At 61.9% G+C, this 22,789-nt stretch carries 18 protein-coding genes and 1 tRNA gene; 7 read left to right on the forward strand and 12 right to left on the reverse strand.

All coding sequences use genetic code 11. The features are described 5' to 3' along the window. Positions 1-101: 101 nt before the first annotated feature. Both HFO71_RS20700 and HFO71_RS20705 read right to left on the reverse strand, forming a co-directional pair. Positions 102-177, reverse strand: a tRNA-Ala gene (locus HFO71_RS20700). Between the two features lie 150 nt (positions 178-327). Beyond that, the gene (locus HFO71_RS20705; protein ID WP_012759632.1) at positions 328-711 is read right to left on the reverse strand and encodes a TIGR02300 family protein; all 384 of its coding nucleotides are present in this window, start codon (positions 709-711) and stop codon (positions 328-330) included. A 275-nt stretch (positions 712-986) separates the two neighbouring features. Here HFO71_RS20705 and aroA point away from each other — a divergent pair, with 275 nt between their 5' ends. From aroA to rpsA, 3 genes are all read left to right on the forward strand, one after another. Continuing rightward, entirely contained in the window at positions 987-2,345 is a 1,359-nt protein-coding gene (gene aroA, locus HFO71_RS20710) for a 3-phosphoshikimate 1-carboxyvinyltransferase (RefSeq protein WP_131640109.1), read from the forward strand. A gap of 69 nt (positions 2,346-2,414) precedes the next feature. Continuing rightward, positions 2,415-3,062 carry a (d)CMP kinase gene (gene cmk, locus HFO71_RS20715; RefSeq protein WP_077977104.1) on the forward strand — a complete coding sequence of 216 codons (648 nt, stop codon included), beginning with the start codon at positions 2,415-2,417 and terminating at the stop codon, positions 3,060-3,062. A 175-nt stretch (positions 3,063-3,237) separates the two neighbouring features. Further along, positions 3,238-4,941: a 30S ribosomal protein S1 gene (gene rpsA / locus HFO71_RS20720; RefSeq protein ID WP_003544285.1), complete on the forward strand. Its 1,704-nt coding sequence runs from the start codon at positions 3,238-3,240 to the stop codon at positions 4,939-4,941. 172 nt (positions 4,942-5,113) lie between these two features. Here the strand turns inward: rpsA and HFO71_RS20725 are convergent, their stop codons facing one another. From HFO71_RS20725 to HFO71_RS20735, 3 genes are all read right to left on the reverse strand, one after another. Beyond that, positions 5,114-6,679, reverse strand: coding sequence for a hypothetical protein (locus HFO71_RS20725; RefSeq protein WP_077977103.1), 1,566 nt, complete (start codon positions 6,677-6,679; stop codon positions 5,114-5,116). Positions 6,680-6,910: 231 nt separating this feature from the next. Beyond that, positions 6,911-7,537 carry a ribonuclease D gene (locus HFO71_RS20730; protein ID WP_020052310.1) on the reverse strand — a complete coding sequence of 209 codons (627 nt, stop codon included), beginning with the start codon at positions 7,535-7,537 and terminating at the stop codon, positions 6,911-6,913. A 183-nt stretch (positions 7,538-7,720) separates the two neighbouring features. After that, a complete protein-coding gene (locus tag HFO71_RS20735) occupies positions 7,721-8,530 on the reverse strand; it encodes a MerR family transcriptional regulator (RefSeq protein ID WP_077977102.1) in 810 nt (269 codons plus the stop codon). Positions 8,531-8,698: 168 nt separating this feature from the next. On the opposite strand from HFO71_RS20735, the gene HFO71_RS20740 reads away from it, so the two are divergent. Both HFO71_RS20740 and HFO71_RS20745 read left to right on the forward strand, forming a co-directional pair. Beyond that, a complete protein-coding gene (locus HFO71_RS20740; RefSeq protein ID WP_077977101.1) occupies positions 8,699-9,979 on the forward strand; it encodes a 4-aminobutyrate--2-oxoglutarate transaminase in 1,281 nt (426 codons plus the stop codon). A gap of 167 nt (positions 9,980-10,146) precedes the next feature. After that, positions 10,147-11,628, forward strand: coding sequence for an NAD-dependent succinate-semialdehyde dehydrogenase (locus tag HFO71_RS20745; RefSeq protein ID WP_077977100.1), 1,482 nt, complete (start codon positions 10,147-10,149; stop codon positions 11,626-11,628). A gap of 45 nt (positions 11,629-11,673) precedes the next feature. Here the strand turns inward: HFO71_RS20745 and HFO71_RS20750 are convergent, their stop codons facing one another. Then, on the reverse strand, positions 11,674-11,883 hold the full coding sequence (locus HFO71_RS20750) for a SlyX family protein (RefSeq protein ID WP_077977694.1): 210 nt from the start codon (positions 11,881-11,883) through the stop codon (positions 11,674-11,676). Positions 11,884-12,060: 177 nt separating this feature from the next. Here HFO71_RS20750 and uxaC point away from each other — a divergent pair, with 177 nt between their 5' ends. Both uxaC and HFO71_RS20760 read left to right on the forward strand, forming a co-directional pair. Beyond that, positions 12,061-13,476 carry a glucuronate isomerase gene (gene uxaC / locus HFO71_RS20755; RefSeq protein WP_077977099.1) on the forward strand — a complete coding sequence of 472 codons (1,416 nt, stop codon included), beginning with the start codon at positions 12,061-12,063 and terminating at the stop codon, positions 13,474-13,476. Further along, positions 13,473-14,930 carry a mannitol dehydrogenase family protein gene (locus HFO71_RS20760; RefSeq protein WP_131661760.1) on the forward strand — a complete coding sequence of 486 codons (1,458 nt, stop codon included), beginning with the start codon at positions 13,473-13,475 and terminating at the stop codon, positions 14,928-14,930. The genes uxaC and HFO71_RS20760 overlap by 4 nt, the downstream gene beginning before the upstream one ends. Positions 14,931-15,342: 412 nt before the next feature. Here the strand turns inward: HFO71_RS20760 and HFO71_RS20765 are convergent, their stop codons facing one another. The 6 genes from HFO71_RS20765 to HFO71_RS20790 all read right to left on the reverse strand — a co-directional run bounded on the left by HFO71_RS20765 (position 15,343) and on the right by HFO71_RS20790 (position 22,785). Next, on the reverse strand, positions 15,343-17,793 hold the full coding sequence (locus HFO71_RS20765; RefSeq protein ID WP_221988383.1) for a GcvT family protein: 2,451 nt from the start codon (positions 17,791-17,793) through the stop codon (positions 15,343-15,345). Continuing rightward, a complete protein-coding gene (locus HFO71_RS20770; protein WP_131640113.1) occupies positions 17,794-18,669 on the reverse strand; it encodes a phosphotransferase in 876 nt (291 codons plus the stop codon). 70 nt (positions 18,670-18,739) lie between these two features. Next, entirely contained in the window at positions 18,740-19,816 is a 1,077-nt protein-coding gene (locus HFO71_RS20775; protein ID WP_077977095.1) for an ABC transporter ATP-binding protein, read from the reverse strand. Positions 19,817-19,848: 32 nt separating this feature from the next. Further along, a complete protein-coding gene (locus tag HFO71_RS20780) occupies positions 19,849-20,946 on the reverse strand; it encodes a Gfo/Idh/MocA family protein (protein WP_170269373.1) in 1,098 nt (365 codons plus the stop codon). After that, the gene (locus tag HFO71_RS20785) at positions 20,946-21,833 is read right to left on the reverse strand and encodes a carbohydrate ABC transporter permease (RefSeq protein WP_003544261.1); all 888 of its coding nucleotides are present in this window, start codon (positions 21,831-21,833) and stop codon (positions 20,946-20,948) included. The genes HFO71_RS20780 and HFO71_RS20785 overlap by 1 nt, the downstream gene beginning before the upstream one ends. Next, positions 21,826-22,785 carry a carbohydrate ABC transporter permease gene (locus tag HFO71_RS20790; protein ID WP_017962699.1) on the reverse strand — a complete coding sequence of 320 codons (960 nt, stop codon included), beginning with the start codon at positions 22,783-22,785 and terminating at the stop codon, positions 21,826-21,828. Before HFO71_RS20790 ends, HFO71_RS20785 begins: the two co-directional genes overlap by 8 nt. Positions 22,786-22,789: the final 4 nt, after the last annotated feature.

The raw sequence follows: 22,789 nt of genomic DNA on the forward strand, positions 1-22,789 counted from the left end.
TACGTTGCTTCGCAACTTCGGCGCGGCAGCCTCCGCTTCCTTCTCGCCCTCGTCCCGTCAAGCCTGCCGGCCTGCCGAGCCGAAGCTCGAAGAGCGTAGGCTGGTGGAGCTAAGCGGGATCGAACCGCTGACCTCTTGCATGCCATGCAAGCGCTCTCCCAGCTGAGCTATAGCCCCATCAAGGTGGTCCGGCTTAAGGCCGGTCCTGGGATGCTCCTTAAGGCTGGCGCCTTCGGAGTGGCGGCTTATTACTTCCGGATTCCGGAGATAGCAAGCCTAAAAAATCTGGCCCGGAGAATTTTTTCCTCGCCGGGCCGAAATGCGGTCTCAGACTTCGTCGTCGTCGCCGGTCACGCCGATGATATCGCTCATGTCGTCATCATCGTCATCTTCGTCGGGTGTAAGGAAGGTATCGTCGTCGTCGTCGCCTTCGATTTCGACATCGTCATCGCCGATATCGGGGATGTCGTCACCGCTGGCGGCGTCATCGGCATCTTCCAGCGAAACCAATTCGACTTCGGTGTTTTCAGTATCGACTTCCGCGACCTCCTCTTCCTCGGCAACTTCGGCGATCGCCGAGGTTTCTTCGAAGAAGGACAGAGGGTAGGACTTGCCGGTATAAGGAGAGACGATCGGATCCCGGTTCAGATCATAAAACTTCTTGCCGGTTTCCGGATCGGTACGCTTGGTTCCAAGTTCCGCTTTCGCCACTATAAGCCTCGTGTGAATAGCCGAATATGAGATTCGGCAGATGCCGTTCAAGCCGGCGTTCCATCGGAATTTATAAGCCGGTCCCCTTAATCGCTGTGGCTTCCCATGTCAAAGCCAAACTTTGCGATCCGGGCGCCGGGTTTTTGGCAAGCCGACGGATGACCGCCCGGCGCGTTTATGTTAACGAGCCGCAACAGCTGCGGAAGCGGACGGGAATTGCGACCGGCCAAGCCTGTCTTGCGGCAAAAATAGACTGCGTTTGCAAAGGATTACACATGCTGCACGGCTCTGCGCCCAGACCCGCCACCGCCCGCAAATCCGCCGGTCTTGCGGGCAGCGTCCGTATTCCGGGCGACAAGTCGATCTCGCATCGTTCCTTCATGTTCGGCGGGCTCGCCTCTGGCGAAACGCGGATCACCGGCCTGCTCGAAGGCGAGGACGTGATCAATACCGGCCGGGCGATGCAGGCGATGGGCGCCCGAATTCGCAAGGATGGCGCGCAATGGGTGATCGACGGCACCGGCAACGGCGCGCTGCTTGCGCCCGACGCGCCGCTCGACTTCGGCAATGCCGGCACCGGCGTGCGGCTGACCATGGGCCTTGTCGGCACCTACGATTTTCGCTCCACCTTCACAGGCGACGCCTCGCTTTCGAAACGGCCGATGGGCCGGGTGCTCAATCCGCTGCGCGAAATGGGCGTGCAGGTCAGCGCCTCCGAGGGCGACAGGCTGCCGGTGACGCTCAGAGGCCCGGGAACGCCGAGCCCGATCCGTTATCGCGTGCCGATGGCATCCGCCCAGGTGAAATCGGCCGTGCTGCTTGCCGGCCTCAATACGCCGGGTGTCACCACGGTCATCGAGCCCGTGATGACGCGCGACCATACCGAAAAGATGCTGCAGGGTTTTGGCGCCGCCCTTTCCGTCGAGACGGACGGGGATGGCGTCCGCACGATCCGGCTCGAAGGCCGCGGTAAGCTCAAAGGCCAGGTGATCGACATTCCAGGCGATCCCTCCTCCACCGCTTTCCCGCTGGTTGCGGCGCTGCTTGTCCCCGGCTCCGACATCACCATCGTCAACGTGCTGATGAACCCGACCCGCACCGGGCTGATCCTGACGCTGCAGGAGATGGGGGCCAATATCGAGGTGCTGAACACGCGTCTTGCCGGCGGCGAGGACGTGGCGGATCTGCGTGTGCGCCATTCCGAGCTCAAGGGCGTCACCGTTCCCGAAGAGCGTGCGCCGTCAATGATCGACGAATATCCTATCCTCGCCGTCGCCGCCTGTTTCGCCGAGGGCGCGACTATCATGAAGGGGCTGGAGGAACTGCGCGTCAAGGAGTCCGACCGCCTTTCCGCCGTCGCCGATGGCCTGAAACTCAATGGCATCGACTGCGACGAGGGCGAGGATTTTCTCGTCGTGCGCGGCCGGCCAGACGGCAAGGGGCTCGGCAATGCTGCCGGCGGCAGGGTCAGCACACATCTCGACCATCGCATCGCCATGAGCTTCCTTGTCATGGGGCTTGCCTCTGAGCATGCTGTGACGATCGACGACGCGGCGATGATCGCGACCAGCTTTCCGGAATTCATGCAGCTGATGACCGGCCTTGGAGCAAAGATCGAGGCGGTGCCGGAATGATGTGCCAGCCACCATTCCGCGAAGCCAAACTCATTTACCGTTTCGGCTCGCTGCCGCAGGATTGATCGCATGACGAACGAGACCTTCACCATCGCCATCGATGGCCCGGCAGCAGCGGGCAAGGGCACGCTCTCGCGCCTCATCGCAGAGCACTACGGCTTCTATCATCTGGATACCGGCCTGACCTATCGCGCCACGGCCAAGGCGCTGCTCGATGCCGGCCTGCCGCTCGACGACGAGGCGGTAGCGGAAAAGATCGCAAGAGAGGTTGAACTCGCCGGATTGGATCGCGATATACTTTCCAAACATGAGATCGGCGAAGCCGCATCGAAGATTGCCGTCATGCCGGCAGTGCGCCGGGCGCTGGTCGAGGCGCAGCGGCGGTTTTCGACGAAAGCGCCGGGAACGGTGCTCGATGGACGCGATATCGGCACGGTTGTCTGTCCGAATGCGGCGGTGAAATTCTATGTAACGGCGTCGCCGGAAGTCCGCGCAAGACGCCGTTATGACGAGATCCTCGGCAAAGGCCTGACCGCGGATTTCGATGCGATCCTCGAGGACGTCAAGCGGCGCGACGAACGCGACATGGGACGGGCCGACAGCCCTTTGAAACCAGCTGATGATGCGCACTTGCTTGATACGTCGGAAATGAGTATAGAGGCCGCGTTTCAAGCTGCTCAATCGATCATCGATGCGGTCTTGAGCCGAAATGCCTAAATTCAAGCGATTTTGCGTGCTCTGAGCATGGATCGCTTCTAATACAGCAAGCCTGAAATTCCGTCCAAGCGCCGGATTGCCTTCGTAAGAGAAGGCGGACTGGGTTCAGGCCCGTTCAACGCAAACCAACCGGCGCGTACGTGTCCGCTCCGTTTCAGGACACGCAGGAGATTTTATGTCAGTAGCTACCCCCTCCCGCGAGGATTTCGCGGCTCTTCTCGAAGAGTCCTTTGCCAAGAACGACCTGGCCGAAGGCTATGTCACCAAGGGCATCGTCACGGGCATCGAGAAGGACGTCGCCGTTGTCGACGTCGGTCTGAAGGTTGAAGGCCGCATCGCGCTCAAGGAATTCGGCGCGCGCGCCAAGGACGGCCTGTTGAAGGTCGGCGACGAAGTCGAAGTTTACGTCGAGCGCATCGAAAACGCGCTTGGCGAAGCCGTTCTGTCGCGCGAGAAGGCTCGCCGCGAAGAAAGCTGGGTCAAGCTCGAAGCCAAGTTCGAAGCTGGCGAGCGCGTCGAAGGCGTGATCTTCAACCAGGTCAAGGGCGGCTTCACGGTCGACCTCGACGGTGCGATCGCCTTCCTGCCGCGTTCTCAGGTCGATATTCGTCCGATCCGCGACGTGACCCCGCTGATGCACAACCCGCAGCCCTTCGAAATCCTCAAGATGGACAAGCGCCGCGGCAACATCGTGGTTTCGCGCCGTACGGTTCTGGAAGAATCCCGTGCCGAGCAGCGTTCTGAAATCGTTCAGAACCTCGAAGAAGGCCAGGTTGTTGACGGCGTCGTCAAGAACATCACCGATTACGGTGCGTTCGTTGACCTCGGCGGCATCGACGGCCTGCTGCACGTCACCGACATGGCATGGCGCCGTGTGAACCATCCGTCGGAAATCCTGAACATCGGCCAGCAGGTCAAGGTTCAGATCATCCGCATCAACCAGGAAACCCACCGTATCTCGCTCGGCATGAAGCAGCTCGAGTCCGATCCGTGGGATGGCATCCAGGCCAAGTATCCGGAAGGCAAGAAGATTTCCGGTACTGTCACGAATATCACCGATTACGGTGCATTCGTCGAGCTGGAGCCGGGCATCGAAGGCCTGATCCACATCTCGGAAATGTCCTGGACCAAGAAGAACGTTCACCCCGGCAAGATCCTGTCCACAAGCCAGGAAGTCGAAGTCGTCGTTCTCGAAGTCGATCCGTCCAAGCGTCGTATCTCGCTCGGCCTCAAGCAGACGCTGGAAAATCCGTGGGCAGCATTCGCCCGCAGCCATCCGGCCGGCACTGAAGTCGAAGGCGAAGTCAAGAACAAGACCGAATTCGGCCTGTTCATCGGCCTCGACGGCGATGTCGACGGCATGGTGCACCTCTCCGACCTCGACTGGAACCGTCCAGGCGAACAGGTCATCGAGGAGTTCAACAAGGGTGACGTCGTCAAGGCCGTCGTTCTCGACGTCGATGTCGAGAAGGAACGCATCTCGCTCGGCATCAAGCAGCTCGGCAAGGATGCAGTCGGCGATGCCGCTGCTTCTGGCGACCTGCGCAAGAATGCAGTCGTCTCCTGCGAAGTCATCGCGGTCAACGACGGCGGTGTCGAAGTGAAGCTCGTCAACCACGAGGACATCACTTCCTTCATCCGTCGCGCCGACCTCGCCCGCGATCGCGACGAGCAGCGCCCTGAGCGCTTCTCGGTCGGTCAGGTGTTCGACGCCCGCGTCACCAACTTCTCCAAGAAGGACCGCAAGATCATGCTGTCCATCAAGGCTCTGGAGATTGCGGAAGAGAAGGAAGCCGTCGCCCAGTTCGGTTCGTCCGACAGCGGCGCTTCGCTCGGCGACATTCTCGGCGCAGCTCTGAAAAACCGCGGCGGCGAATAAGCCTCGCATCCGCCTTTGAATTGAAGAACCCGCCGGAGCGATCCGGCGGGTTCTTCATTTTCAGGCTTAAAAAAGAGCAGTTCTGCTTTTCATGGAGCGCAGAACCGCTCTATCCTTTTGTTTCTCCGCAATTCCGGACGGAAAACCGCTTCACACTTTTCCTGGAATTGCTTTATTCCCAGCCGACCATGCGCTGATAGAGAGCATAGACCGGATCGGCGGCCGCGCCTGCCGGCTGATGAGCCACCGGTTCGGTATCGATCATCCTCGGGGTCCTCCGCGCGGGTGCTGCGTCGGTCTCTTCGCCGTCGGGCTCGGCATCCTCGCCGCCGGACTGCGCCTGCTGCTCGTCCTGATTCTGATCCTGTGGGGCGCCGTCGCGATGGTGCTGGTGCTGGTGGTGGGTTTCGCCTGCCTTTTCGTTCGACAGGATATCCTTGGCGAACTGATAGGGCAGCTGGGTGTAGGCAAGTCCCTCCGGCATTCTTGCCGCCAGCGGCACATAGGGGGATTCGATCGTCTCCGGGACCGGTATCATTTCCGCTTGGGCGGAGACTTCCCTCGGCTGGCGGGTCTCGACAACCAAGGGCGGGATATCCGGCTGCGACGGGCGGAGCGCTGTGATCTGGCGGACGTCCGGCGCGGCAAGTTCCACCGGCTGCTTGGTCAAGCTCCCGGTCGCCTCGCTGATGACGGCCTCATCGAGGATCGTATCGATTTCCACCGCCGCCTCGACGGGAACATCCTCCAGCACGGTTTCGATGTCCTGCTCGCGGATGAGGGTGGCGATCATCTCCGAGGCTTCTTCGGTCATGGAGGCGACGATCCCTGCCCAGTTCCTGGGAATGACGGGATCGGCCTTGTCGGACACTATGCGGGGCTGAACGGCCGATTGCTCCACCGCTTCCTGCGTATCCTCGATTTTGTCCAGATCCGTTGACAATAATTGCTGGGCTTCGATCTCCTGCGGCAGGGATTCTTCCGCGGCGACTTCCGCTGCCGCCACCGGGGCAAGCTGGGCCGGGGCTTCTTCAGGCTGTGGCGTTTCCGGATCGGCGGCCTCGACAGTTTCGGCGATAAGCGGCTCTTCGGCAGTCACGAGCGCTGCAGCCTCGGTCAGCGGAGCGACCAGTATCGGCACCTTTTCCGCCAGCTGGCGCGTCGCGGCAGTCGGCCTGTTGTCCTCATGCAGCTGGATTTCGGGGCGGGCTTCGGCGCGCATCGGCGAAGCGTCGTTCTGGCGATAGGAGCGCATAACGGCGCGGGCTGCGAGATCGCGATCCTTGTAGCGGACGATTTCCAGATAGGCGACGATGCGGGCGGCTTCCGTGCCTGTCGGGTTTTTCAGAGCTTCGGCAATGGTCCGCAGCGGCAGACCGTGGCCTTGCGCGGTCAGCTGGCGCTCGACCTCGTCGATTCTCGCGGCCGGCAGCCGCCGGATCGCATCGGCAAGCCGGGAGGCGAAGGCAAGATTGCTCTCATCATCTCCACGATCGAGCGAAATCGAGCGGCCTGCCGCATCGATGACATCGAGAAGGGCTTCGACCATGCGCTCGCGCGCCGCAAGGAGCAGAATATTGAGCTTGCCGGCAATGGCGGAATTGAGGTCTGCGGCTTCGACGGCGTTGACAGGCGCGGGGGCAATCACCGATTGGCCGAGACCGCTGGCGACGATCGCCGCTGTCTGACCCTGGGACGAAAAGCTTGCATTGGACGCTGCACGAACGGGAGTCAACATGGCATGCTCCTTTCGTAAAGTGACGATGAAAGCAGGCTCTAGAAAAGGACCGCGCTCATCCGGTCCCCTTGCATCCCAGCAGATCCTCCTGTCCGCATGACGCAGTTCCGGCGTCATCGAAATGCATAAAAATTAACAGGAATATTAATGAACAGGCGTTAATGAATCGCTAACGGCCGCCGGCAAGCCTGCCGTACGGCTATTGGCAAACGCAGAATGAAGGCAATTCGCTCAGCTATGGGCGAAGATATCCGCCTCTTCCCAGCCGAGCAGATCGAGCTTGGCGCGGGTCGGCAGGAATTCGAAGCAGGCCGTCGCATGATCGTAACGGCCGTCGCGGATCAGCCGCTCCGTCAGCTTGTCGCGCAACGCATGCAGATAAAGCACGTCGGAGGCGGCATATTCGAGCTGGGCCGGAGACAGCGTCTCGGCTGCCCAATCGGAGGATTGCTGCGCCTTGGAGACATCGACGTCGAGCATCTCCTTGAGATTGTCCTTGAGGCCGTGGCGATCCGTATAGGTCCGGATCAGGCGCGAGGCGATCTTGGTGCAGAAGACCGGGGTCGTCGTGACGCCGAAGGTGTGGAAGAGCACGGCAATATCGAAGCGGCCGTAGTGAAAGATCTTCTGATGGGTGGGGTCTTCAAGCAGGGCGACGAGATTGGGCGCCTCTTTCTGACCGGCGGCGATACGGATGATATCGGCGGTGCCGTTACCCGGGGAAAGCTGGACGACGCAGAGCCGATCGCGGCGCGGCACCAGGCCGAGCGTTTCGGTGTCGATCGCAATCGCGCCGGTGTAGCGAGCGGCATCGGCCGCGGAAATATCGCCTTCGTGGTAACGTATGGTGGCCGCCATGAGACTGTCTTTCGTACGAATGCATCTCTTTGGGCTATAGCGCAAAGGCGCAGAGTGCGAAACCGCTTTGCTGCGGTAGAGCGCCATGTGTCCTCTGGATGCACAAGGACGCTCTACCTTTTTTAATCTCCGCATCGCGCTTTCAGGAAATCTATTCCGATTTTCGGGCCGATGCGCTGCAGTTCAGAATGTCGGCGGCGTGTTGATCCAAAGAAGCACGGTTTCGCCATCGTGGCGGTTGCGCCAGGAATGATCGCGGCGGCTTTCGAAATAAAGTGAATCGCCGGGGCCGAGATTGAAGAACTGATCGCCGTCGAGCACCAGTTCGAGCCGGCCGGACAGAACATGCATGAATTCCTCGCCCTCGTGGCGATAGGCGCCCTCGCTGGCAGCACCGGGCGCCAACACGAAACGATGGCAATCCATCATCCGGCGGCCTTCGGCGAGGAGCTGTACGGTGACACCCGGCGTCGTTTCCGGCCAGGCGCGACATTCACCGGCGCGCACCAGCGCCGGCACCTCCCCGCTTTCCTCACCGGAGAGGCGCGAGACGGTGGTGCCGTAATACTCTGCCAGATCGTGCAGCGTCTTGAAGCTGACGCCCTGCGAGGTGCGCTCCAGTGTCGAGAGCGTCGACGAGGTGACGCCGATGTCGCCGGCCACCTGATCGAGCGTCTTGCCGCTCGCATGGCGCAGGCTGCGCAGCTTGCGGCCGAGGCCGGTATCCTGGCTTGCCTCGGCGCCATCGGCGGAAGGTTCCTCGCTTTCCAACGCCTCGCGGATCGCTGCGGGATTGAGGCCGCGCTCGACACGATACCAGGAGATGCGCTTCAGCCGCGCCACATCGTCGGCGCTGTATTGCCGATGGCCGGTTTCGGAACGACCGGGAACCACCAGACCCTGGCTTTCCCAGAGGCGTAGCGTCGAGGCCGAAACGCCCGCCAGCCGCGCGGCTTCCGCCACCTTGTAGCGTACAGGCCCATTATCGTTCATCCGTCAATATCCCCGATTCCAATCGCCCCAGAACCTCCATCAAAAAGCCTGATGTTTGAAGCGAAAAATGCCGCTTGTTTTCTTGCAGGAAAAATGTAGGAGTTTTATAAACATCTTGCAGAAATTATACAAGATAGCTTTCCACCCCTCTCAGCGCAGGAGCCATCGATGACCGCGACAAGCCTTACCGACCGGAAGAACGCCGCTATTTCACGCGGCGTCGGAATGACCACCCAGATCTATGCCGATCGCGCAGAGAATGCGGAGATCTGGGACAAGGAAGGCCAGCGTTACATCGACTTCGCCGCCGGCATCGCCGTTCTCAACACCGGCCACCGCCATCCCCGGGTCATCGCAGCGGTCAAGGATCAGCTCGACCGCTTCACCCATACCTGCCATCAGGTGGTGCCCTATGAAAGCTACGTGCACCTTGCCGAACGGCTGAACGCGCTGCTGCCTGGTGATTTCGAGAAGAAGACGATCTTCGTCACGACAGGCGCCGAAGCGGTCGAGAACGCCGTCAAGATCGCGCGTGCGGCAACCGGCCGCTCGGCCGTCATCGCCTTTGGCGGCGGCTTCCATGGCCGCACCTTCATGGGCATGGCGCTGACCGGCAAGGTCGTGCCCTACAAGGTCGGCTTCGGCGCCATGCCGGGCGACGTGTTTCATATTCCCTTCCCGGTCGAGCTGCACGGCGTTACCGCCGACCAGTCGCTGGCGGCGCTGAAGAAGCTCTTCGCCGCCGATGTCGATCCGCAGCGCGTCGCGGCCATCATCATCGAGCCGGTACAGGGCGAAGGCGGCTTCTACTCCGCACCCGCCGCCTTCATGAAGGCGCTGCGCGAGCTCTGCGACCAGCACGGCATCCTGCTGATCGCCGACGAGGTGCAGACCGGTTTTGCCCGCACCGGCAGGATGTTCGCGATGGATCATCACGAGGTGGCGCCCGACCTGACGACGATGGCAAAGAGCCTAGCCGGCGGCTTTCCGCTCGCCGCCGTCACCGGCCGCGCCGCGATCATGGATGCGCCGGGACCGGGCGGGCTCGGCGGCACCTATGGCGGCAATCCGCTCGGGATCGCGGCCGCCCACGCCGTGCTCGACGTCATTGCCGACGAAGATCTCTGCAACCGCGCCAACCAGCTTGGCGGACGGCTGAAGCAGCGGCTGGAATCGCTGCGTGAGACGGTGCCCGAGATCGTCGATATCCGCGGGCCGGGCTTCATGAACGCCGTCGAATTCAATGACCGGACGACGGGACTGCCGAGCGCGGAATTCGCCAACCGGGTGCGGCTGATCGCGCTCGACAAGGGCCTGATCCTGCTCACCTGCGGCGTCCATGGAAACGTCATCCGCTTTCTTGCACCGATCACCATCCAGGACGAGATCCTCGGCGAAGCCCTCGATATTCTCGAAGCTTCGATGCTCGAAGCAAGCGCGGGCCGTTAGGCGCACCCTAGAGCGGTTCAGCTTTTCAAGGAAGCGCAGAACCGCTCTAACTTTTTGTTTTACGCAATTCCGGACGGAAAACCGCTGCGCACTTTTCCTGGAATTGCTCTAGCCGGATTTCAATGGCTGCCGGCAACCGGCAGCCGCACTCCCAAGGAGGATATGACATGGCTTTCACCAGCGCACTGACCAAGCACGTTCCCTTCTCCTCGCCCTTGCTGCGCGATGCCGGCTATATCGACGGCGTCTGGACATCAGGCGATGCCACAAAGACTTTCGACGTGCTCAACCCGGCAACCGGCGAGCTGCTCGCCTCGCTGCCCGATATGGGTGCGGCCGAGACACGGAAGGCGATCGATGCGGCCCATGCCGCCCAGCCGGGCTGGGCGGCCCGCCCAGCCAAGGAACGCAGCGCGATCCTGCGCAAATGGTTCGATCTGATGGTCGCCAATGCCGACGAACTCGCCGCGGTCCTGACTGCCGAAATGGGCAAGCCGTTCCCGGAAGCGCGCGGCGAAATCCTTTATGCAGCGGCCTATATCGAATGGTATGCGGAAGAAGCCAAGCGCATCTACGGCGAGACAATCCCCGCGCCTTCCGACGACAAGCGGATGATCGTCATCCGGCAGCCGGTCGGCGTCGTCGGCACGATCACGCCGTGGAATTTCCCGGCGGCGATGATCACCCGCAAGATCGCCCCGGCGCTTGCCGTTGGCTGCACCGTGGTCTCGAAGCCCGCCGAACAGACGCCACTGACGGCGATCGCGCTTGCCGTGCTCGCCGAGCAGGCCGGCATTCCGGCCGGCGTCTTCAACGTCATCGTCGGGGTGGATGGTCCGGCAATCGGCCGCGAGCTCTGCGGCAATGAAAAGGTGCGCAAGATCAGCTTCACCGGCTCGACGGAGGTCGGCCGCATCCTGATGCGGCAGTGCGCCGACCAGATCAAGAAGGTGAGCCTGGAGCTCGGCGGCAACGCGCCCTTCATCGTCTTCGACGATGCCGATCTCGACGCTGCCGTCGAAGGCGCGATCGCCTCCAAATACCGCAATGCCGGCCAGACCTGCGTCTGCGCCAACCGCCTCTACGTCCAGTCGAACGTCTATGACGCCTTTGCCGCCAAGCTTGCTGCCAAGGTCGCCGAGATGTCGGTCGGCGACGGCTTCAAGCCGGGTGTCGTGATCGGGCCGCTGATCGATGAACAGGGCCTTGCCAAGGTGGAAGACCATGTCAGCGATGCGCTTGCCAAGGGCGCCAAGGTGCTGACCGGCGGCAAGCGCATCGACGGCGCCGGCACCTTCTTCACACCGACGGTGCTGACAGGCGTTGCGCGCGGCATGAAGGTGGCGCGCGAGGAGACCTTCGGGCCGGTGGCGCCGCTCTTTTGCTTCGACACGGTCGAGGATGTCATCAACCAAGCCAACGACACGGAGTTCGGCCTCGCCGCCTATTTCTACGCCGGCGATCTGAAGAAGGTCTGGCGGGTGGCGGAAGCGCTGGAATACGGCATGATCGGCATCAATACCGGCTTGATGTCATCCGAGACGGCGCCCTTCGGCGGTATCAAGCAATCCGGCCTCGGCCGCGAAGGCTCGCGGCACGGCGCCGACGACTATCTGGAAATGAAATATCTCTGCATCGGCGGCGTCTGATTCATCATCCTAATGAGAGGGCACGCGGCATTGCGCCGCGTGTCGTCAATAATGCGGCGGGCGGGTGATCGCTGGCGCGTCCAGCGACTGCTCCTCCAGCGACAGGAAGCGTTCTGTCAGCCGGTCGAGCTTGGTGCGCATCTGCTCGACGGTCTTCCATTGCTCGGCGAGCTGATCGGAAAGCTCTTCGATCGTCTTTGCCTGGTGGGCCAGCATTTCTTCCAGCCGGGTGATGCGGTTCGTCTCGTCGGACATCGATGCTCCTTTGCCGAAACCGGCACAGATGGTTCTCCCAAAGCGGAAATAGGCCGCCTCGTCAATGCTTTCCATGCCCGGCGCGGCCACGCGCAAAACTGTACCGTTTGGTTACTAAAAGACCTTGCCGTGCCTGATGTTGTGGGGTAGGCCGTTATCCATCAGGGAGGAATACTGATGGATGCAGGAAACGGCTTTCTTCATCCGGACCGGCTTTTTCCGGCTGATCCGGCAACACGGACCATCGCGCGAGACCTCTACGAGACGGTGCGCAATCTTCCGATCGTCAGCCCGCACGGGCATACCGAACCCTCCTGGTTTGCCGACGACAAGCCCTTCGAAGATGCGGCCTCGCTGCTGGTCATTCCCGATCACTATCTCTTCCGCATGCTGCACAGCGTCGGTGTCACTTTGGATGAGCTCGGCGTGCCGCGGCTTGACGGCAAACCGGTGGCTGAGGGGCGGGCGATCTGGCGGACCTTTGCCGCGCATTATCATCTCTTCCGCGGAACGCCTTCAAGCCTCTGGGTCGACCACGCCATGTCGGCCGTGCTCGGCTGCACCGAACCGCTGACACCAGACAATGCCGATGCGCTCTACGACCATATCAATGCCCGGCTTGCCCTTCCAGAATTCCGCCCGCGGGCGCTGCATCAGCGATTCGGCATCGAAACGATCGCGACGACGGATGGAGCGCTCGATCCGCTGGCGCATCACCAGAAGATGGCGGCCGACGGCTGGATCGGCAAGGTGCGCACCACCTACAGGCCGGACAGCGTTACCGATCCCGATGCCGTCGGCTTCCGCGACAATCTCATCAAGTTCGGAGAGATCACCGGCACTGAGGTCACGCGTTGGGACGGCCTGATCGAGGCGCATCGGCGCCGGCGCGCCTATTTCCGCCAGTTCGGCGCCACCGCGACCGATCACGGCGTGCCCACGGCCTTCACCGCCGATCTGCCGCTGGCGGAAAAACAGGCGCTGCTCGACAAGGCGCTGAAGGGTCCGCTTTCGGCCGAGGATGCCGAGCTCTTCCGCGGCCAGATGATGACCGAGATGGCCGGACTTTCGGCCGAGGACGGCATGGTGATGCAGATCCATGCCGGCTCGAGACGCAATACCGACCGCGGCCTTTTCTCGACCCGAGGCGCGAATATGGGCGCCGATATCCCGACACCCACCGACTGGGTTGGCGGCTTGAATGCGCTGCTATCGAAATATGGCCACGCGCCGGATTTGCGCGTGCTGCTCTTCACGCTCGACGAGACGACCTATGCACGCGAGCTGGCGCCGATGGTAGGTCATTGGCCTTGCCTGATGATCGGCCCGCCGTGGTGGTTTCACGACAGCCCGCTCGGCATCCGGCGCTATCTCGACCAGGTTGTGGAGACGGCGGGTTTTGCCAATATGGCGGGTTTCAACGACGATACGCGCGCGCTGCTATCGATCCCGGCCCGGCATGACGTCTGGCGCCGCGAAGTCTGCCGCTTCCTTGCGCAGCTCGCCGCCGAGCACCGGCTTTCCAAGCGGGAAGCCGAGATCGTCGCAGGCGAGCTCTCCTATGGCAATGCAAAGAAGGCCTACAAGCTGTGACCGAACGACTGCAGACCCTTTCCGGCCTCGCCTCGACGGCGAAGCTTCCCACCTATGACCGCAACCAGCTGAAAAGCGGCATCCTGCATCTTGGGCCGGGCGCCTTTTTCCGCGCGCATTTCGCGCCGTTTACGGATGCTGCGCTCGCAGCCGCAGGCGGCGACTGGGGCATCGAGATAGCAAGCCTGCGCACGCCCGATGTCGCTGACAATCTGAGCGCTCAGAACGGGCTTTATACGACGCTGATCCGCGACAGCTCGGGCACGACGGCTGAGGTGATCGGTTCGATCCTGAAGGCGCATGTGGCGCCGCGCGATCCGGCTGGCCTGCTGGCGCGGCTCGAAGATCCCGCTATCCGCATCGTCAGCATGACGGTGACGGAAAAGGCCTATGGTTTCGATCCGGCAACCGGCGGCCTCGACCTGAAGCACCCCGATATCGTCGCCGATCTCGCCAGCCGGCATGCGCCGCGCGGCGTCATCGGTTACCTCGTCGAAGGCCTTGCGCGCCGCCGGCAGAAGGGGATCGTGCCCTTTACGCCGCTCAGCTGCGACAACCTGCCGAGCAACGGCGCCGTTCTGAAACGCCTCGTGCTCGAATTCACCTCCCGTATCGATCCCGACCTGCATCGCTGGATCGAAGCGAATGTGCCCTTCCCTTCGACGATGGTCGACCGCATCACGCCGGCAAGCACCGAAGCGACCTATGCCGATGCCGAGCGGCTCACCGGCCGCACCGACATGGCGGCGGTCGAGACAGAGCCTTTTACGCAATGGGTCATAGAAGATCATTTCGCCAATGGCCGGCCGGCCTGGGAAAAGGTCCGCGGCGCGCTGATGGTCGAGGAAGTCTCGGCCTACGAAAAAATGAAGCTGCGGATGCTGAACGGCGCCCATTCGCTGCTCGCCTATCTCGGTTACATCGGCGGCTATGAATTCATTCGCGACGTGATGGACGATGCAGCCCTGGCAGCACTTGCCTACCGCCACATGCATGCGGCCGCGCGTACGCTCGATCCGGTGCCGGGCATCGATCTCGATGCCTATGCCAGCGAATTGATAGCACGCTTTGCAAACAAGGCGATCGCACATCGCACCTATCAGATCGCCATGGACGGCACGCAGAAACTGCCGCAGCGGCTGCTGGAGCCGGCAAGCGAGGCGCTGGCGCATGGCGACAGGGCGGAGACCTATGCGATCGCCGTTGCAGCGTGGATGCGCTATGCGATCGGCGAGCACGGCAACGGTGAGCGCTACGAACTGCGCGATCCCAGGGCTGCGGAAATTGCCGCTCTCATTGCCGATATCCCGCGCACTGGCCTGGCGATCTCAGCGGCTCTCTTCACCCTTCCGGGACTCTTCCCGGCAGCTTTGACAGGCCACCGGGCCTGGACGCAGGATGTGGCTGACAAGCTGGAGATCCTGATCCAGGACGACCGGCTGCCGCTGTTCTGAGGCTTGGGACTTCTCTGGTGTAGCGAGGGTTTGCGGTGTGGCACCCCCCTCTGCCCTGCCGGGCATCTCCCCCACAAGGGGGGAGATCGGCTGGGCGCAATGGCTTCCCAAGCAACTGGTGTCGCAGCCCGGCGAAACGGTAGAGGGGTGAGAATGCCAAGCCACTTGTAATCTCCCCACCTGTGGGGGAGATGCCCGGCAGGGCAGAGGGGGCGCCGCACGGCATGGCCCTCTCCCCCCGTCATCCCTGTGCTCGTCACAGGGACCCAGTGCGCCTAAGTCCTTGGGCGCGAGAAACTCTATCCAGATCGTAGAGTCTTTCACTGCGCCGACGCGCGTGGCTGGATTCCTGTGACGGGCACAGGAATGAGGGAGTTCGGGGTTACAGGCTCTTCTCAACCATACGGGATGGTCAGACCTTCACCCGCGCCATATCGGGATCGTAGAGTGGCGACAGCGACACGCTGCAGGGGATGCGTTCCCGCGCGACGTCAAGCTCATAGGTGCCGGAGAGGACGAAATCCTCGGTCACGCCGTCGGGATTGCGGACGTAGCCATAGCCGATCGGCTTGCCCAGCGTATAACCGAAGCCGCCGCTCGACAGCCAGCCGACGCGCTTGCCGTCGCGATAGATCGTTTCACGGCCGAGCAGCACGGCATCGGCATTCTCGAGAACGAAGCAGGCGAGGCGCTTCTTGACGCCTCCCGAAAGCTGCCGCTCGATCGCCTCACGGCCGCGGAACGGAATATTCTTCCGCATCTTCACCGCCCAGCCGAGACCGGCCTCGACAGGCGTATGGTCGGGACCGATATCCGAGCCCCAGGCACGATAACCCTTTTCCAGGCGGCAGCTCTCAATGGCGCGGTAGCCGGCATTGACGAGGCCGAGCTCGCCGCCTGCTGCCATCAGCACGTCATAGACCGTGGTCGCATATTCAACGGGAATATGCAGTTCGTAGCCAAGCTCACCGACATAGGTGATGCGCAGCGCCCGCACCGGGCAGCCTGCAATGCCGATGGTGCTGACCTTGCCGAAGGGGAAGGCCGCATTCGAGACGTCGCTGCCCGTCACCTTTTCCAGCACGGCGCGGGAATTCGGTCCCATCAGCGACAGCACGGAATAGGCGGATGTGACGTCGACCAGCTCGGCATGCATCTCCGCCGGGATATTGCGTGCGATCCAGTCGAAGTCATGGGTGGCGAAGCCGGTACCGGTAACGACGTAATATTCGTTCTCGGCGATGCGGGCGACCGTCACGTCGCATTCGATGCCGCCCTTATCGTTCAGCATCTGCGTGTAGATGAGCGATCCCACCGGCCTTGCGACATCGTTGGAGGCGATCCAGGACAGAGCTGCCTCGGCATCCCTGCCCTTCAGCACGAATTTGGCAAAGGACGTCTGGTCGAAGATGACCGCCGCTTCGCGCACGGCCTTGTGCTCACGACCGACCGCGTCGAACCAGTTCTGCCTGGTGTAGCTGTAGACATCCTTCGGCTCCTCGTTGGCGAAGAGATCGGCAAACCAGTTCGGCCGTTCCCAGCCTAGCTTTTCGCCGAAACAGGCGCCCTGCGCCTTCAGCCGGTCATAGAGCGGCGATTTGCGGCAGGGGCGGCCGCTCGCATGCTCTTCGAACGGCCAGGCCATGGTGTAATGTTTGCCGTAGGCTTCGAGCGTGCGTGTCCGCACCCAGTCGGTTTCGAAATGCGGCCGGCCGAAACGGCGGATATCGACCGGCCAGAGATCATAGGGCGGCTCGCCCTTCGTCACCCATTCGGCAAGCGCCATGCCGGCGCCGCCGGCAGAGGCGATGCCGAAGGCGTTGAAACCGGCGCCGACGAAGAAATTTCTCAGCTCCGGGGCCTCGCCGAGAATGAAGTTGCCATCCGGCGTAAAGCTTTCCGGGCCGTTCAGCAGCTGCTTGACGCCGACATTTTCCAGCGCCGGGACCCGGCCGAGCGCCTGTTCCATGATCTGCTCGAAATGATCGAAATTGCTGTCCAACAGCGTGTAGTGAAAACCGTCGGGGATGCCGTCCTTCGCCCAGGGAATGGGATTCGGCTCGTAGCCGCCCATGACGATGCCGCCGACCTCTTCCTTGTAGTAGGTCAGGCGATCGGGATCGCGCAGCGTCGGCAGGTTGGAGGGCACGCCGAAGGATTCGGTGATGATGTATTGATGCTCGACGGAAACCAGCGGCACGTTGACGCCAAATCGGGCGGCGAAAGCGCGCGTCCATTGGCCGGCGCAGACAACGACACGCTCGCATTCGATGCGCCCTTGCGCCGTGACGACGGCACGGATCCTCCCCTTGTCGATTTCAAGGTCGAGGACTTCGGTATCCTCAAAGATCGAAACGCCCGACATGCGGGCGCCCTTTGCCAGCGCCTGGGTGATGTCGGAGGGATTGGCCTGGCCGTCGGTAGGGAGGAAGGCGGCGCCGACGAGATCGTCGACCGTCATCAGCGGCCAGAGGTCGAAGGCTTCCTGCGACGTCAGCAATTGCATTTCGAGGCCGAAGGACTGCGCGGTGGTTGCCTGGCGCCTGACCTCGGTCCAGCGTTCCTCGTTGCAGGCAAGGCGCAGGCCGCCATTCATCTTCCAGCCAGTGCCGAGGCCCGTTTCCTCTTCCAGCCGTTTGTAGAGATCGACGGAATAACCGAGAAGCTGGGTGATGTTGGCGCTGGTGCGCAGCTGGCCGACGAGGCCGGCGGCATGGAAGGTGGTGCCTGAGGTAAGCTTCTTGCGCTCCAGCAGCACGGTATCGGTCCAGCCGAGCTTGCCGAGATGATAGGCTGTCGAGCAGCCGATGATGCCGCCGCCGATGACCACGGCTTTCGCCGCCTTCGGTAATTCCTTCGTCATTTATCGGTCCTGTTCAAAGGCTTGATAGGCGCGCTCGAAGCGCGCGAGATTTTCGGCCGTATAGCCGGCGTAATCGAAATCGATGCTGGAATGGATTTCTGAAATCATGCTCCAGAGCGTCTCGCGCAGCAGCGAGGCGCATTTCATCGCGGCATAGCGCCTGTTGAGATCATCGGTCAGCGGCCGGTCGAAATAGGTCTCCAGCATCGTGTGCTCGGCCGCTTGCGAGAGCTCGTTGTTGGAGGCCAATCCGCCGAGATCGAAAAGCGGCGTGTTGAAACCGGCATAGTCCCAGTCGATCAGCCAGAGCCGCTTGCCGTCATCGAGAAAGTTGGCGGCCAGCAGGTCGTTGTGGCCGAAGGCGATCTCGAAAGGCCCTGCCGCTTCTTCCAGCGTCTCAGCCCTACCGACGAGCCCCGGCAGCAGAGGAAGATAGCTGCTCGCCGACGCCTTCAGATTGGCGGCGTAATCTCGGATGACGTGGAAGACCCAGAAGATCATTGCCTGGCCGCGGAAATGCCGGGCGATGTCGCGATGGCAAGCGCGCACCAGCGGCAAGACCCGGGCGAGCGTGTGCGGGGTCCTGATATCCTCCGGCGACAGCGCCCGCGCCTCGATATATTCGAGCACCAGGACGCCCGGCGAATGGTGGATGACGGCAGGCGATATGCCGGCCGCATGGGCGGCGCGGCTCGCGGCAAGCTCGTTCTGCCTGTTGATGTGGTGGATCGGAATATCGGTGCCGAGCCTGACCACACAGCGTGCGACGGCATCGCTGACCAGATAGTTCCTATTGGTGATGCCGCCTGCTATCGGCGAGATTGCGATCGGCCCCTGCCAGATGCCAAGCGCATGAATCCTATCTTCAGGCGTCATGCTCAACCCCCTTGCGGCCCCTCGTGAAATGATGGGCCAGAGGAGGATCGGCTGTCAAGCAGCCGCGCGCTTAGATCGTCTTGCCGGCGGCGTCGAAGACGTGGCAGCGGGCCGGATCGAAGGAAGCCTTCACATTGGCGCCGGGGGCCACCTTCTGCTGGCCGTCGAGTGCGACGGTCAGGAGCTGGTTATCCGGCGTCGTGGTGTAGAGCATGGTAGCGCCGCCGAGGTTTTCAACGAGATCGACGTTGACGGTCGAAAGCGTGATTGCGCCTTCGGCCAGCGAAAGATGCTCGGGGCGAATGCCAAAGGTGACCTCCTCTCCCGCGCCGCCTTTCAGCCGGCGCGGCAAGCGGACGGAATTGCCGCAGACATGGATGCTGGTTTCGGTCTCGCCAACCTGCTCTATGCGGGCCTTCAAAAAATTCATCTTCGGGCTGCCGATGAAACCGGCGACGAAGCGGTTGGCCGGGTTGTTGTAGAGATCGAGTGGGGCGCCGACCTGCTCGATGCGGCCGGAATTCAACACCACGATCTTGTCCGCCATCGTCATGGCTTCGACCTGGTCATGGGTGACATAGATCATCGTATTGCCGAGGCTGCGGTGCAGGCGGGAGATCTCGACGCGCATCTGCACGCGCAGTTCGGCATCGAGGTTCGACAGCGGCTCGTCGAACAGGAAGATCCGCGGCTCGCGCACGATGGCGCGGCCGATGGCGACGCGCTGGCGCTGGCCGCCGGAGAGCGCCTTCGGCTTGCGCTCCAAGAGCTTCTCGATCTGCAGAATCTCGGCGGCGCGCTTCACCTTCGGCTGGATATCGGCCTTCTTGTAACCCGCCGTCTCCAGGCCGAAGGCGAGGTTTTTATAGACCGACATATGGGGATAGAGCGCATAGGACTGGAAGACCATGGCGATGCCGCGCTTGGCAGGCGCCACCTCGTTCATGCGCTCGTTGTCGAGCAGCAGCCCGCCGCCTGAGATCTCCTCGAGACCGGCGATCATGCGCAGAAGGGTGGATTTTCCACAGCCCGAGGGGCCGACGAAAACGACGAATTCGCCGGGATCGATCGTCAGGTCGATGCCATGGATCACATCCATCGCGCCGTAGCGCTTCTCGACCTTCTGAAGAACGACACTGGTTGCCATCTTCTCAAAACCCTCTCTTTTTATTTTACCGGTTACTTCGTTCTTGCGCGCCAATCGGCGTATTTCGGACTATCAGAACCCACCGGCAGCGGCACGTCGGCGCCGCTATCGGAAGACTGGTAGATGGCGGTGACGAGTTCCAGCGCGCGCCGGGCGTCCTTTGTCGTCACCGGCAGCGGCGCATGGCCGCTGAGGAAAGCGTGGAACTGGCCCATCTGGGTGGTGAAGCGCGGCGCGACCGGCTGCCAGTCGCCAACCACCCTGTCGATCTGCTGCTGCACGTCGTCGTTTGCGGCGATGATCTTCCAGGGGTCCTTGCCGGGTGTATAGGGCTCGTGACTGCTTTCGAAGGTGACATTCTCGAAGTGGAGCCTGAGCCGGCTAATCTGTTCCTGCGAACCAAGGGTGCAGGAAAGCGAGACAAAGGCGCCGCTTTCCATCAGCAGGCTGGCGGAGGCACAATCCTCGACCTCGATATCGTTGACGCGGGTGGCGACGCGGCCGAAGACCCTGGCAGCCGGACCCATCAGATGCATCAGCATATCGTGCAGGTGCAGGGCATGGGTGACGAGCACACCGCCGAGTTCCGTCGCCCATTTGCCGCGCCAAGGGACGGCGTAATATTCCGGCTTGCGCAGCCAGAAGGTTTCGACCGAAGCAGTATAGGGCTTGCCGGCGATACCGGCGTCGATGATCCGCTTGGCCTTCTGGATGCCGTCGCCGTAACGGTACTGGAAGATCGGCATCAGCACGCCTTTGGCGGTCTTTTCCGCTGCCATGATGGTATCGATGGCGGCAAGCGAGCCCGTCAGCGGCTTTTCGCAGACGACATGTTTACCGGCGGCAAGCGCTGCGACCACCTGTTCCAAATGGATGCCGGGAGGGGTGCAGATATCGATGATGTCGATCGTGTCGTCGGCCAGCAATTCCGCGAAGGAGGTGGTGCGCCGTTCGATGCCGAACTCGTCGCCGACCGCTGCCATGCGCTGCTCGTTCAGGTCGCAGATCGCCACCACCTTGAACTTGTCGGAATGCGGCAGGTAACCCTCGACGATATGGGAGCGGCCTATACCGCAACCGATAATCGCGACCGTCCTGATGCTCATGTCGTTCTTTCCCGTCATCGCCATCAACGCTTCATGCCCGTCGTGGCGATGCCCTCGATCAGCAGGCGCTGGAAGAACAGGAAGAAGAAGAACACCGGCACAAGCGTCAGGGTCGACATGGCGAACAAACCGCCCCAATCCGATGCGCTGGTTGAGTCGACGAAGGTGCGCAGGCCGAGCTGGATCGTATAGGTGTTCATGTCGTTCAGGTAGATCAGCGGACCGAAGAAATCGTCCCAGGTCCAGATGAAGGAGAAGATGGCGGCCGTTGCCAGCACCGGTAGCGACAACGGCAGCATGATCTTCCAGTAGATGCGCCAAGCGCTGCAGCCGTCCATCATCGCCGCCTCGTCGAGTTCGCGCGGGATGCCGCGGAAGAACTGCACCATCAGGAAGATGAAGAAGGCATCGCTTGCCAGGAACTTCGGCACGACAAGCGGCAGGATGGTGTTGACCCAGCCGAGATCGAGAAAGAGCACATATTGCGGGATCAACGTCACGTGATAGGGGATCATCAACGTGCCGAGCATGATCGCGAACCAGAAATTCCGGCCGGCAAAACGCAGCCGCGCAAAGGCGAAAGCCGTCAGCGAACAGGCGATGACATTGCCGGTCACCACCAGCAGCGAGATGACCAGCGAATTCCAGAAGAACCGGCCGAAGCTGACATCGAGGCCGACCCAACCGCGCGCATAGGAGGAGAAATCGATCGACGACGGGATGAGCGAGGTCGACGAGAAGATCTCGGTTTCCGGCCTGACCGATGCCGAAACCATCCATAACAGCGGATAGAGCATGAGGAGCGAAGCGGCGATCAGCAGGGCGTGGATGATGAGCGACGCCGGCAGGCTGCGTTTGGTGATGTCGGATGGCGGCCTGGCCGCAGTGACGGAAGCGGTCATCTCAGTCATCGTAGTGCACCCAATAACGCGAGGTCAGGAAGGAGAAGGCGGTGAAGATCGCGATGATCACCACCAGGATCCAGGCGAGCGCCGAGGCATAGCCCATGCGGAAATTGCCGAAGGCTTCCTGATAGAGGTAGAGCGTGTAGAACAGCGTCGAGTTGATCGGACCGCCGGTACCGCCTGATATGATGAAGGCCGGCGTGAAGGCCTTGAAGGCATCGATCGTCTGGACGACGGCATTGAAAAAGATCACCGGCGTCAGAAGCGGCAGCGTGATCTTGTAGAATTGCCGGAACTTGGAGGCGCCGTCGAGGCTGGCGGCCTCATACATATCCTGCGGGATCTGGCGCAGGCCGGCCAGGAAAATAATCATCGGCGAGCCAAACTGCCAGACGGACAGCGCCACCAGAGTATAGATCGAATAGTTCGGATGCGAGATCCAGCTCGGACCTTCGATACCGAAATACGAAAGCGCGGCATTGACGAGGCCATCACTGGCGAAAAGCTGGCGCCAGAGCACGGCGATCGCCACGCTACCGCCCAGCAGTGACGGCAGATAGAAGATGGCACGATAGACCGACAGCCCGCGCAGGCCGCGGTTCAGCGCCATGGCGACCAGCAATGCGAAGGTCAGCTTGAACGGCACCGAGAAGACGACATAGGTCAGGGTGACATACATGGCGGCCGAGAATTTCGGATCCGCCGTGGCGATGCGCACGTAATTCGCCATTCCCACCCACCGCGGCGACTGAAGCATGTCGAAGTCGGTGAAGGAAAGGTAGAGCGAAATCAGGGCCGGCCCGAGCGTCAGCCCGAAAAAGCCGATGAGCCATGGAAGAAGGAAAAGATAGCCGGGAGCATTGGCATTCCAGAGACGCTTGAAGCGTCCTTCGGCCACGGCCCCCTGATATCTTTCCACATTGATGGCCCCTGCGGGCGTGCGCATCGCATTGCTCATACGG

The sequence above is a fragment of the Rhizobium laguerreae genome (assembly GCF_019778565.1).
Lineage (GTDB): Bacteria > Pseudomonadota > Alphaproteobacteria > Rhizobiales > Rhizobiaceae > Rhizobium > Rhizobium laguerreae.